Below are 12,184 nucleotides of genomic sequence, written 5' to 3' on the forward strand. Positions count from 1 at the left end.
CTCTGCGCTCTTCACCGCAATCCGCGTGCCAGTGCCGAAATCCAGGAATTCCGCCAAAAGGCCACGACAGCGTGCGACGTGGCCTGTCGAGAAGCGGACAGGAGGGTCAGGTTTCGCTCTCTGCGACCAGGGCGGAAAGCGGCACGAAACCCTGGCTGCGCGGCGCCACGGCCTGCTTGAGCACCTTGAAGGTCCGCTGCTCGATCGGCGGGGACGCGACGAAATCGGCATAGGCGTGGGTCAGCGCCGCCCGGCAGGCTTCCTCGGCGGCATCGTCCGTCATCGATTCCAGCGCCGAATCCGCCAGGTATTCCGCCATCCGCCGCAGGATGTGCAGACGGGCGACATTCAGCACCTGCGGCTCGTAGGGCACGCGGAGAAGGCTGAAGAACTCCTCGGCCGCCGAAAGGCCGCGCATGCGCATGAGCAGCGTGGTCATGATATCCTCACGCATAGGTCGGGGTGAACTGGGCCGCCGCCGCGCGCCCGTCTTTCCAGAACGGCGATAACTGGCGCAGCCGCTCGATGATGGGCGGCAGCACCTCCAGCACGCGGTCAACGTCCTCGTCGGTGTTCTCGCGCGAGAACGAGAACCGGATGGCACCATGGGCCGCGGTGTAGGGCACCTTCATCGCCCGCAGCACATGCGATGGCTCCAGCGAGCCGGAGGTGCAGGCCGAACCGGAGGACGCGGCGATTCCCTCCTTGTTCATCAGCAGCAGGATGCCTTCGCCCTCGATGAATTCGAAAGCGATATTGGTGGTGTTGGGCAGGCGGTTGTCGGGATCGCCGGTGACCAGGGTATTGCTGACGCGCTGCACCAGCCCCTTCTCCAGCCGGTCGCGCAGGGAACGGACCCGGGTCTGCTCGTCCGCCATGTGCGCCATGGCCAGTTCCGCCGCGCGGCCGAGCGCCACGATCCCCGGCGCGTTCTCGGTGGAGGCACGGCGTCCGCGCTCCTGGTGGCCGCCACGCAGCAGCGGCCGCAGCTTCACGCCACGCCGCACGTACAGCGCCCCGATTCCTTTCGGCGCGTGCAACTTATGTCCGGAGAGCGACAGCATGTCGATCTCGGTCTGCTTCAGATCGATCGGCACCTTGCCGACAGCCTGCACCGCATCGGTATGGAACAGCGCACCGGCCTCGTGGGCGAGAGTGGCAAGGCGCTCGACCGGAAAGATCGTCCCGGTCTCGTTGTTGGCCCACATGATCGAGGCAATGGCCGTCTTCGGCCCGAGCGCCTGACGGTAGGCATCGACATCCAGCCGGCCGCGCGAATCCACAGGAACCACATGCACCTTGACGCCGCGGCTCTTCTGCAGCCACTGGCACAGCGCCAGCACCGCGGGGTGCTCCACCGCCGAGGTGACCACCTCGTTGCGGCCGGTCTGCGTCTCCAGGGCCGACAGGATCGCGGTATTGTCGGATTCCGTACCACTGCCGGTGAAGACGATCTCGTGGTCGAATTCCGCCCCCAGCAGCGCCTGCACCTGGCCGCGCGCGCGCCGCAGCGCCGTGCCGACATCGGCGCCGAAAGCATGCATGGACGACGCGTTGCCGAACTGCTCGGTGAAGAAGGGCAGCATCGCCTCGACCACGAGCGGATCGACGCGGGTGGTGGCATTGTTGTCGAGATAGACCGGTCGCATCGTCACACCCCCTTGTTCAGTGCCCGGCCGGAACCGGGATGACGCGCAGCCCACGGCCAAGCTTCGTCGCCAGCCGCTCCTGGATGCCGTTGATGGTGACAGTTGCCGACTGGCAGCCGACACAGGCGCCGGAGAGGCGCACGAGCACGCGGTCCCCGTCCACGTCGACCAGTTCGCAATCGCCGCCATCGGCGCGCAGATACGGCCGGATTTCCTCGATCGCCGTCTCGATGGCACGGATGCGCTGCAGCGTGGTCATCTGCTGCGGCTTGGCCGCCAGCGGCGAGGTCTTGGCCCGCGCCCGCGGCTTCACGCCCGAGGCAGGATCGAAGGCAAGCGCCGGATCAAGCTCGCCTGCCGCCACCATGTCGGCATTGACCCGGGTCAGCACTTCCTCGATGCCTTCAAGGCAGGTGCCGCAACTGCCCGCCGCCTTGGTGAAATGCGTCACCTGCTCCACCGAGGTCAGGCGGTTGACGCGGATGGCGCGCTCGACCATGCCCTCGTCCACGCCGAAGCACTTGCAGAGCAGCGCGCCTTCCTCGTGGTCGTCATGCCATTCCTCGCCGCGGTAATTGGCGATGGCGGCACGCAGGGCCTCGTAGCCCATCACCGAGCAATGCATCTTCTCGGGCGGCAGGCCGCCGAGGAAATCGGCGATATCCTGGTTGGTCAGCGTCATCGCCTCGGCGATGGTGCGGCCGATGATCAGCTCGGTCAGGGCCGAGGACGAGGCGATCGCCGAGCCGCAGCCGAAGGTCTGGAACTTCGCGGCCGTGATCACCTCGGTCTCCGGGTCGACCTTGATCATCAGCCGCAGCGCGTCACCGCAGGAAATCGCACCGACATCCCCGACCGCGTTGGCGTCCTCCAGGACACCGGCGTTGCGAGGATTGTAGAAATACTCCTTGACCTTCTCACTGTATTCCCACATGGCGCCCGCCCTTCAGCAGAATGACTTGCTGCAGGAGCAGCGCGACGTCGCATTGGGATTGTCGAAGGTGAAGCCGGCGCCCTTCGTGCTGTCCACGAAATCGATCGTGGTGCCGTCCAGATGCGGGCTGCTCTCCGCGTCCACGAACAGCCGCACGCCTTCATGCTCGATCATGATGTCGTCGGGACCAGCCTCCGACACCAGGCCCATGGCGTATTTGAAGCCGGCGCAGCCGCCTGTCTTGACGGCAATGCGCAGTCCCTGCACCTGCTCCCCCGCCCGCGCGAGCGCGGTGCGCGCGGCCTCGACGGCGCTGTCGGTCAGATGGATCATCACGGCCTCTCCTTCGTGCTGCCCGGATGCAGCAGGGAGAGGCAAGCTTCATGCCAGCCGGAAACCTAAGGAATTTCGGCGCCTTGCGCCAAAGCGGACAGAAAGTCCGCGTCGCACATCCGACGTTGTCGGATGTGCGACATAGCAGTCATGCAGCCAGGTCGGAAGCGCAGCGCGTGCGGGCGAGCAGGCTTTCGCCGCTCTCGTCGCCGAAGCAGGTCTCGAAATCATCGCATTCGGCACAGCTCGGCGCCGAGCAGAGCATATAGCCGTCGTCGCGGCAGATCGTCCGGTAGAAGAACTTCTTCCACTTCATGTCGGACTTGTTGCGCGCGGCCAGTGGCTCGAAATGCCGGTTCAGCATCCAGCCCAGTTCGCGGCGGTTGCGCAGACCGAGATCCTGCCACAGATGGTTCGGCCGCAGGCAGCGCCGCGCAATCATGTCCGCAAGCCGCAACTGCAACACCGTGCCGTCGGTGACGCTCCGGCGCAGCAGGTCCTGCAGGCAGGCCTCGTCACCGGCCCGCGGCGAGCAGGTCTGGCCGCGCAGCCGGGCGAACACCGCCGCGGTGTGGGGGAACATCTCCGCGGCAAGGTCGGCGATCACGTCGCCATCCAGGCCCACCAGGTCCTGGATGCGGCCCGCGCCGGTCTCCGCCTCCCAGGCGGAGAGGGCGAGGATGCAGGCGACGACGTGTGCGTCGAAACCGTCGCAGCCGGGCCGGGTGGGACCGGCGATCCAGGCATAGATGTCGGCGGGCTGCATGCTCGCGTCCTCCGGTTTGGATAGGTCAGGCGGCTCCGTGCGCCTGGGCGTTGGTCGGGCAGACCCGGGCGCAGGCGCTGCAGCCGATGCAGCCGCCGGCATCCACCATCACCATGACCTTGCGCTCGATCTCGCCGTCATCGTCTTCGTCATCGAGATTGATGAAGTTGCCGTCCTCGTCGACGCCCTTCAGCGTCATCACGTCGCGGCTGCAGACCTTGAAGCAGCGGCCGCAGCCGATACAGACGGTCGCATCGATGGACAGAAGGTATTTCGGCTCCCAGGAACGGCCGTCACGGGTCACGAGTGGCATGGCTTGCTCACGTTGTTTCGAGGCGTTTCAGTTCGGCGCGGCGCGCCGCGAGGTCGGCGAAGACGGCGTGCACGCGGGCCGCCACTTCGGGGATCTTGTCCCAGTCCTTCGGCAGTTCCTCGGAGAAATCGTGCAGTTCCATCTTGGCCGCGGTGGCCCGGGCGGAAAGGCGCTTGATCTCCGCCTTGATCTGCTCGACGTCGCTCATCCCCAGTCTCCTTCAGAGGCGCGGTGGGCTCAGGCGCGGGCCAGCTCGGGGTGGGCCTCGATCATGGCAACGGCCTGGTCGACCGCCTTCATCCCGTCGGCGGCGAGGGCGCCCAGGTCGTTGAAGCCGAAGCGATGCACGTCGCGCAGGGTGCGCGCATAGACCACCAGCTTGCCGGCGATCAGCACCACGCGGCCGAAGCCCTCATGCGTGACCTTCATCATCGGCGAGGCGATGATACCGGTCTGCCGCTCCACCGCGAGGCCGATCGCCTGGTAGAACTTCTCCAGCCGCCCCAGCGTGTCGGGATCCGGATCACCGATGATCGGGATGGCGCGCCGTTCTTCCTTGGTCACGATGTAGTCGGCGAGCAGGGCGGTGTCCGGCTTGTTCTCCCAGGCGCCGAAGGTGTCCTCGGCGCGGATGCGCGACACCAGGCACTGCAGGAACGGGGTCGCCATCGGGTCGGCGGCGGCAGCCTCGCTCATGCTCAGGACTCCTCGTCCAGGAAGTCCATGGAGCGCGGCGGCCCCTGCAGCGCCATCACCTTGCGCAGCCATGGCGGCGGGTTGCCGGTCATCATGCCCTGCACGCGCCCGAGGATGCTCTCGATCGTTTCCGGCGTGGCCAGCTTCACCGGATGGATGCGGGCACCAACAACCTTGGCCGCGGCCGGCCCGCCGATGGCGAGCACGAACAGCAGGTGGCAGCCGGTCAGGGCGGCGACCTTCGGGCCGATGCGGTCCATTCCTTCCGGCACATGGGCACCGGATTCGTCGGACACGTCGTCGAAGCTGACGGCCTCGATGAACCGGGTCTCCTTCGGCGTCACGTCATAGATGGCGAAACGACGGGCCGACCCGAAATGCGCGTTCAGCGACTTCAGGTCGTTGGTGGCAATGGCGACCCGCAGATGCGGTGTCGACGGCGTCAGCGGCATGGCTGGCTCGGGGTCAATGAGCGTGAGACGGCGCGCCAGCATGGCGGATCTCCTCGATGGTGGCGGGCATTGGGGGGACGGCGCCTGGGAAATCATCCGGCCCGTGCGCGTGCAGGCCGGCAAGGACGATGTTCGATATCTCGAAGATGAAATCACGCGTGCCGCGGTAGCCCGCGGTGCAACGATGCAGGGCGCCCAGACGGTCGAACATAGGATAGCCGACACGCAGCAGCGGCACGCCCAGCCGGTCGGCGGCCTGGCGTCCATGGCTGTGGGTGACCAGCAGCTCGGCCTCGCTGTCGCGGGCGAGGTCCTCGAAATCCATCAGGTCGCCGACCACGACCCGCGCGGTGGGAACCGCGTCCAGATGCGGCGCATTGGCGGTGGAGGCCACCGCGGCCATCACCTCCGCCCCCATCGAAGCGAAGAACCCGGCAAGCGAGCAGAGCAGGTCGGGATCGGCGGCGATGGCGACGCGCCGCCCGCCGAACTGGAAATGCCCGTCCAGCATCGCATCCACCAACTGGCTGCGCTGGCGCCGCAGCCGCGGCGGCACCGGCCGCCCGGAGATATCCGCCAGCAGCGCCACGAACGCATCGGCCGGGCCAAGCCCGGTGAGCGTGGGCAACACCGTCACCGGCACGCCGGTGCGCGCGGCCAGCCGCTCGGCCGGCGCGCGCATATGCTCGCCAATGGCGATGGTGTGGCGGGCCCGCCCCATATGGGCGATGCTCTCCAGCCGGGTGCCGCCATAGCTGGTGGCGGTGTACTGCTCGGGCACGGTGCCGTCGAGCGAACCGGAGACATCCGGCAGCACCACCGCGGTCAGGCCGAAGGCTTCGGCCGTCTCCACCATCCACTCGATATCAGCCGCCGTCTGGTGCACCCCGGGCAGCAGGTTGACCTGTGGCGGCACGGCGGCGGTGCCGTCGGCCGGTTCCACCATGGCGTCGATGATGGCGCTGACGGCCCGTGCCCAGCCGTCTTCCAGCCCGCCGGCGAAATCCGGCGTATGCGCCAGCACCACGCGCACCCCGGAAAGTTCCGGCCGGCGTCCCAGGATCAGGCGCAGGTCGCCATCCATTTCCTCGCCACGGGTTTCCGTCAGCGCGGTGGTGGCGATGCCGATGAAGCGCGGCTTCATGCGCTTGGTCAGGTTCAGCAGCGCCTGTTCCAGATTGTCGGCACCGCCCATGACGGTGGCGATCTCGTCCAGGGCCGTGGTCTGCAGCGGGATCGCCTCGCGGGTATGGCGGACGGTCAGCACCAGCGCAAAGGACGTGCAGCCCTGGGCGCCGTGCAGCAGCGGCACCGCCCCTTCGATGCCGAGATAGGCAAGCGCGGCCCCCAGCGGGGCGGACGACTTCAGCGGGTTGGTGGTCAGGTTCTTACGCGCTTGCACGATCTCGGCCATGGCACCCACTCACCCCTCTGCCGCGATGGCGGACGCGCCGCCGATGCTGCCGGAAGCCGGGGTGCGCTCCCATGGTGCGGGACGGCGCACTTCCTGCCAGACCGGATTGGTCAAGGAGCGATGCAATTCACGGACCAGAGCCACCATGCCGTCATAGCCGGCATAGCCGAGATGCCGTTCCTGGTTGATGTCGATCCAGGGGGTACGGGCCTTCAGCGCCACGAACTGCGACCGCCCGCCGGACAGCATGATGTCGGCCTCGCCACGGGCGAGCTGCGCGTACATCTCGCGTGGCGGGATGCTGTCGACCATGTGCGCATCCGTTCCCATCAGCGTGCGAATGCGGCTCTTGTCCTCGTCAGTGGATTTGCGCACCGAGGTATGGGTGATGGTCATGCCGATCTCCTGCAACGCGGAGACGATCGACCAGGATTTCACGCCACCGGTGTACAGCAGCACCCGCTTGCCCTGCAGCGCGGCGCGGTACGGCTCCATGCGCGCCCAGGCCCGCGCCTCCTCCGCCGCGATCAGCGCCTCGGTGCGGTCCTGCAGCGCGGCGTCGGCGCCGCGGGCGACCAGCAGGCGCGCAAGCGAACGCAGCGATTCCGAGGTGTCGGAGATGCCGTAGAAGGATCCCTCGAAATAGGGGATGCCCCAGCGCTCCTTTATCTTGCGGGCGACGTTGATCAGGGCGCTGGAGCAGACCATCATGTTGAGCTGCGCCCGGTGGCAGGAAGCGATATCGCGATAGCGCGAATCGCCGGTGATGCAGGCCTGGATGCGGATGCCCAGCGCATCGAGCAGCGGCCGCACCTGCCACAGCTCCCCGGACACATTGTATTCGCCGAGGATGTTCACGTCGGTCGGCGTGGTGACCTCGGGTTCCTGGGTGCCGATGACATGGGCAAGCAGGGTCTCGCCGGCGAGCCGGTTGCCCAGATTCTTGCTGCCGGCGAAACCGGGGGCGTTGACGGGAATGCAGGGGGTGCCGAGTTTGGCGGAGGCATGGCGGCACACCGCCTCGATATCGTCGCCGATCATCGCCGGCACGCAGGTGGCGTAGACGAAGACCGCGGGCGGGTTGTGGCGGGCGATCGCTTCCTTGATGGCGCGATAGAGGCGCTTCTCGCCATTGCCCAGGACGATGTCCATCTCGGACAGGTCGGTGGTGAAGCCAAGCCGGTAGGTCTGCGGGCCGGAACTGCCGGAATGGCGGTTGTCCCAGCCATTGCCCTCGCAGGCCAGCGGGCCATGCACCAGATGCACGGCGTCGGTGATGGGCTGCAGCGCGATCTTGGCGCCGTCGAAGGCGCAGCCGCCGGCGGCGGCCCCGGGGGTGAGCGGCTTGGAGCAGCCCTTCTTGCGCTGCTTCTCGTCCTTGGCCTGGTTGGTAGGACAGGCGGGCTCGTTGAAGACCTCGGCGATCCGGGCTTTCAATGCGTCGCTGCTCATACGCCCCTCCGGAAATAGACCGGGCGGCCGTTGCGGGCCGCCCGGCGGTCGGTCTCAGCGGGTCAGGTCGAAGGAGATGTCGTTGACACCGGCCTCGCTGCCGTCGTTGTCGAGCTTGTCGAAGATCTTGTCGAGCACCGAGACCAGCACGCGCAGGCCGCCCTGGTAGCCCCAGACCGGGAAGCGGTGGTGGTGGTGGCGATCGAAGATCGGGAAGGTCAGGCGCACCAGCGGCACCTTCACGTCACGCTCGAGGTACTTGCCGTAGGAATTGCCGATCAGCAGGTCCACCGGCTCGGTCGCCAGCAGCGAGCGCAGGTGCCAGAGGTCCTTGCCCGCCCAGGCCTTGCAACCGACGCCGAAGGGCGAGGTATCGAACAGCGCCTGCATCTTCTCGGCCCAGGCGTTGTTGGCGTTGGTGCACAGGCAGTGCTTCGGCTCGCCGCCAGTTTCCAGCACAAAGCGGGCCATGGCGTAGACGAAGTCGGGATCGCCATAGATCGCGTAGGTCTTGCCGTGCAGATAGGCCTGGCTGTCGGCGATGGCGTCGACGAAACGGCCGCGCTCCTTCTCCAGCGCCTCCGGGATCGGCTTGCCGGTCAGCGCCGAGATCTTCTCCAGCAGCTCGTCGGTGGCGCTGACGCCCAGCGGGTAGTTAACGGCGAGAACCTGCTGGCCCTGCGCGGCGATGTATTCCAGCGTCTTCGGCGTGCAGTATTCCTGCAGCGAGATGGTCGCCGCGGCGTCCTGCGCGGCCTTCGCCGCCTCCAGCGTGGTGCCGCCGTCATACATCCGGTATTCGCCGTCCGACGGGGTGTCGAACTGGTCGGAGACGTCGGACAGGAAGGTGTACTCCACCCCCATCAGGTCCAGGATGCGCTTGATCTCGCGGTTGTTGGCGACCGCGTAGCCATCGAAGCCCGGGATGATGTTGATGGTCTGGTTCGGCGTGCGGGTACGGCCCTTCCAGAAATGCTCCAGGATGCCCTTGAGCATGTTGTCGTAGCCGGTGGTGTGGCTGCCGACGAAGGCCGGGGTGTGGGCGTAGGGCACGTCGAAATCAGCCGGGACGGAGCCCTTCTGCTTCGACGTGGCGATGAAGGCCTGCAGGTCGTCGCCGATCACCTCGGCCATGCAGGTGGTGGAGACGGCGATCATCTTCGGGCTGTAGAGCGCGTAGGCGTTCGCCAGGCCGTCGATCATGTTCTGCAGGCCGCCGAACACCGCCGCGTCCTCGGTCATCGAGGAGGACACCGCCGAGCACGGCTCCTTGAAGTGCCGCGACAGGTGGCTGCGGTAATAGGCGACGCAGCCCTGGCTGCCGTGCACGAAGCTCAGGGTCCGCTCGAACCCGGCGGCGACGAACACCGCGCCGAGCGGCTGGCACGCCTTGGCCGGGTTGATGGTCAGCGCCTCGCGGGCGAAGTTCTTCTCGCGGTACTCCCAGGACTTGGTCCAGTCCGCGATCTTCGTCACTTCCTCGCTGCAGGGCGTGCCTTCCAGGGCACGCTTGCGCGCGAACAACTCTTTGTATTCGGGCTCCCGGAACAGCGTGGCGTGGTCCAGGATCTTCTCGGCCGACTGCGGCATGGGTGCTCTCCTCTCGTTCCGGCGCGCCTCAGGCGGCCTTTTCCTTCTTCCAGGGTGCCTTGAAGAGACCCCAGACCGGGTTGTTGATCGCGAGATCCATGTCGCGGGCGAAGATGGCGAAGCCGTCGTAGCCGTGATACGGGCCCGAGTAGTCCCAGGAATGCATCTGCCGGAACGGAACGCCCAGCTTCTGCGTCGGGTACTTCTCCTTGATGCCGGAACCCACGAGGTCGGGACGGACGCCCTCGATGAAGCGCTCCAGCTCGTAGCCGGTCACGTCGTCATAGATCAGCGTGCCTTCCTTCACGTAGTGGCCGGTGCGCTGATAATCGTCGTTATGGGCGAATTCGTAGCCGGCGCCGACGATCTGCATGCCCAGATCCTCGTAGGCCGTCACCACGTGGCGTGGGCGCAGGCCGCCGACATAGAGCATGACCGTCTTGCCCTCGAGCCGCGGCTTGTAGCGCGCGAGCACGGCATCGACCATCGGCTGGTAGCTGGCGATGACGCGCTCGGCGTTGTCCTGGATGGTCTGGTCGAACCGCGCGGCAATCGCGCGCAGGCTGGCGGCGATCTGCGACGGGCCGAAGAAGTTGTACTCCATCCAGGCGACGCCGTACTTCTCTTCCATGTGCCGGCAGATGTAGTTCATCGACCGGTAGCAGTGGATAAGGTTCAGCTTGGCCTTCGGCGAACGCTCGATCTCGGCCAGCGTCGCGTCGCCCGACCAGTTGCCGACCACGCGCAGCCCGATTTCCTCGAGCAGCCGGCGGGAGGCCCAGGCATCGCCACCGATGTTGTAGTCGCCGATGACGTTGACGTCGTAGGGGCCGGCCTCGAAGTCGTTGTCCTTCTTGTCCAGCACCCAGTCGCGGATGCAGTCATTGGCGATGTGGTGGCCGAGCGACTGGGAAACGCCGCGGAAGCCTTCGCAGCGGACCGGAACGATGGTCTTGCCGGTCTCCTTGTTCTTCTTGCGCGACACCGCTTCGATGTCGTCGCCGATCAGGCCGATCGGGCATTCCGACTGGATCGAGATGCCCTTGGAGAGCGGGAAAAGAGTGTCGATTTCGTCGATGAGCTTCTCGAGCTTCTTGTCGCCGCCGAAGACGATGTCACGCTCCTGGAAGTCGGAGGTGAACTGCATCGTCACGAAGCTGTCCACGCCGGTGGTGCCGGTGTAGTAGTTGCGGCGCTGCGACCAGGAATAATGGCCGCACCCGACCGGGCCATGGCTGATATGCACCATGTCCTTGATCGGGCCCCAGACCACGCCCTTCGAGCCGGCATAGGCGCAGCCACGGATCGTCATCACGCCGGGGACCGACTTGATGTTCGACTTGACCGCACATTCGGTGGCCGAGCCGGCCTCGGCGTCGGCCTCGGCCTCGCCCTGGATCGGCTTGGCCACGGCCAGGTGCTTCTGGCGACGCTTGCGCGACTTGTCGGGATAGGCCGCGAGCACTTCGGCAATGAGGCGCTCGTGAAGCTCGGCGTTGTTGGTGTAGTCGTCGAGGGGCATCGGATCTCTCCTCATCGCCGCATCGGGGGGGCGGCCGCGGGAAGTGCCCGCGGCCAGCTCGGAATGCTCAGGCCGTCGCAGCCGCCGCAGCCGCTTCCTTCGCCTGCAGCTCGGCGAGCTCCTGCTCCTCGGTCTTCATGATGCCGAACTCGAGCAGCATGTCCTCGAGCTCTTCCATGGTGATCGGGGTCGGGACGGTGCCCTTGCCGGAGTTCTCATGGATCTTGCGGGCGAGCGCGCGGTATTCATGCGCCTGGGCCGAATCCGGGGAGTACTGGATCACGGTCTGCTTGCGCAGCTCGGCGTGCTGCACCGCGTTGGAGCGCGGCACGAAGTGGATCAGCTTGGTGTTGATCTTCTTCGCCAGCGCATCGGCCAGGTCGTATTCGCGGTCGGTCTTGCGCTCGTTGCAGATCAGGCCGCCGAGGCGCACGCCGCCGGAATGCGCGTACTTCAGAATGCCCTTGGCGATGTTGTTGGCGGCGAACAGCGCCATCATCTCGCCGGACATGACGATGTAGATTTCCTGCGCCTTGTTCTCACGGATCGGCATGGCGAAGCCGCCACACACCACGTCGCCGAGCACGTCGTAGGAGACGTAGTCGACGTCGTCATAGGCGCCGTTTTCCTCGAGGAAGTTGATGGCGGTGATGACGCCGCGGCCGGCGCAGCCCACGCCCGGCTCGGGACCACCGGACTCGGCGCACTTGATGCCCTTGTAGCCGATCTTCAGCACGTCCTCGAGTTCGAGATCCTCGACCGACCCCGCCTCGGCGGCCAGGCTCAGCACGGTGTCCTGCATCTTGGTGTTCAGGATCAGACGGGTGCTGTCGGCCTTCGGGTCGCAGCCGACGATCAGGATCTTCTGGTCGAGCTCGACCAGCGCGGCGAGCGTATTCTGAGAGGTGGTGGACTTACCGATGCCCCCCTTCCCGTAGAATGCGATCTGACGAAGTCCGGCCATGTCTGTGTCCTCTGCGGATGAGCGCGGCGGGCAGGAGGCCCGACGCCGGGATCAAGCAGAGCATGTCTCCGCAAGCGCCGTGCCAACGGCGCGGATGTG

At 66.6% G+C, this 12,184-nt stretch carries 14 protein-coding genes; all 14 read right to left on the reverse strand.

The features are described from left to right. Positions 1 to 106: 106 nt before the first annotated feature. On the reverse strand, positions 107 to 439 hold the full coding sequence (nifW, locus tag NBY65_RS04310; protein WP_203330382.1) for a nitrogenase stabilizing/protective protein NifW: 333 nt from the start codon (positions 437 to 439) through the stop codon (positions 107 to 109). Between the two features lie 7 nt (positions 440 to 446). Next, complete coding sequence (gene nifS, locus NBY65_RS04315) at positions 447 to 1,649, reverse strand: cysteine desulfurase NifS (RefSeq protein ID WP_150039365.1); 1,203 nt, start codon at positions 1,647 to 1,649, stop codon at positions 447 to 449. 16 nt (positions 1,650 to 1,665) lie between these two features. Continuing rightward, on the reverse strand, positions 1,666 to 2,583 hold the full coding sequence (nifU, locus tag NBY65_RS04320; protein ID WP_150039366.1) for a Fe-S cluster assembly protein NifU: 918 nt from the start codon (positions 2,581 to 2,583) through the stop codon (positions 1,666 to 1,668). Positions 2,584 to 2,595: 12 nt separating this feature from the next. Beyond that, positions 2,596 to 2,916, reverse strand: a complete 321-nt coding sequence (locus NBY65_RS04325) for a HesB/IscA family protein (protein WP_150039367.1) — start codon at positions 2,914 to 2,916, stop codon at positions 2,596 to 2,598. 148 nt (positions 2,917 to 3,064) lie between these two features. Next, positions 3,065 to 3,682 (reverse strand): nitrogen fixation protein NifQ, encoded by a 618-nt coding sequence (locus NBY65_RS04330; protein ID WP_250265635.1) that lies wholly within the window; start codon positions 3,680 to 3,682, stop codon positions 3,065 to 3,067. A gap of 25 nt (positions 3,683 to 3,707) precedes the next feature. After that, positions 3,708 to 3,995 (reverse strand): ferredoxin III, nif-specific, encoded by a 288-nt coding sequence (gene fdxB / locus NBY65_RS04335; RefSeq protein ID WP_150039369.1) that lies wholly within the window; start codon positions 3,993 to 3,995, stop codon positions 3,708 to 3,710. Between the two features lie 7 nt (positions 3,996 to 4,002). Continuing rightward, positions 4,003 to 4,203, reverse strand: a complete 201-nt coding sequence (locus NBY65_RS04340) for a CCE_0567 family metalloprotein (protein WP_150039370.1) — start codon at positions 4,201 to 4,203, stop codon at positions 4,003 to 4,005. A 29-nt stretch (positions 4,204 to 4,232) separates the two neighbouring features. Next, positions 4,233 to 4,691, reverse strand: coding sequence for a NifX-associated nitrogen fixation protein (locus tag NBY65_RS04345; protein ID WP_150039371.1), 459 nt, complete (start codon positions 4,689 to 4,691; stop codon positions 4,233 to 4,235). A gap of 2 nt (positions 4,692 to 4,693) precedes the next feature. Continuing rightward, the gene (gene nifX / locus NBY65_RS04350; protein ID WP_150039372.1) at positions 4,694 to 5,185 is read right to left on the reverse strand and encodes a nitrogen fixation protein NifX; all 492 of its coding nucleotides are present in this window, start codon (positions 5,183 to 5,185) and stop codon (positions 4,694 to 4,696) included. Further along, positions 5,157 to 6,557 carry a nitrogenase iron-molybdenum cofactor biosynthesis protein NifN gene (gene nifN, locus NBY65_RS04355; RefSeq protein ID WP_150039373.1) on the reverse strand — a complete coding sequence of 467 codons (1,401 nt, stop codon included), beginning with the start codon at positions 6,555 to 6,557 and terminating at the stop codon, positions 5,157 to 5,159. The genes nifX and nifN overlap by 29 nt, the downstream gene beginning before the upstream one ends. A gap of 9 nt (positions 6,558 to 6,566) precedes the next feature. Continuing rightward, positions 6,567 to 8,009 (reverse strand): nitrogenase iron-molybdenum cofactor biosynthesis protein NifE, encoded by a 1,443-nt coding sequence (gene nifE, locus NBY65_RS04360; RefSeq protein WP_150039374.1) that lies wholly within the window; start codon positions 8,007 to 8,009, stop codon positions 6,567 to 6,569. Between the two features lie 54 nt (positions 8,010 to 8,063). Further along, the gene (gene nifK, locus NBY65_RS04365; protein ID WP_150039375.1) at positions 8,064 to 9,599 is read right to left on the reverse strand and encodes a nitrogenase molybdenum-iron protein subunit beta; all 1,536 of its coding nucleotides are present in this window, start codon (positions 9,597 to 9,599) and stop codon (positions 8,064 to 8,066) included. Positions 9,600 to 9,627: 28 nt separating this feature from the next. After that, positions 9,628 to 11,121, reverse strand: a complete 1,494-nt coding sequence (gene nifD / locus NBY65_RS04370) for a nitrogenase molybdenum-iron protein alpha chain (RefSeq protein ID WP_150039376.1) — start codon at positions 11,119 to 11,121, stop codon at positions 9,628 to 9,630. 67 nt (positions 11,122 to 11,188) lie between these two features. Next, a complete protein-coding gene (nifH, locus tag NBY65_RS04375) occupies positions 11,189 to 12,085 on the reverse strand; it encodes a nitrogenase iron protein (RefSeq protein ID WP_150039377.1) in 897 nt (298 codons plus the stop codon). Positions 12,086 to 12,184: the final 99 nt, after the last annotated feature.

The organism is Rhodovastum atsumiense, assembly GCF_937425535.1.
GTDB lineage: Bacteria > Pseudomonadota > Alphaproteobacteria > Acetobacterales > Acetobacteraceae > Rhodovastum > Rhodovastum atsumiense.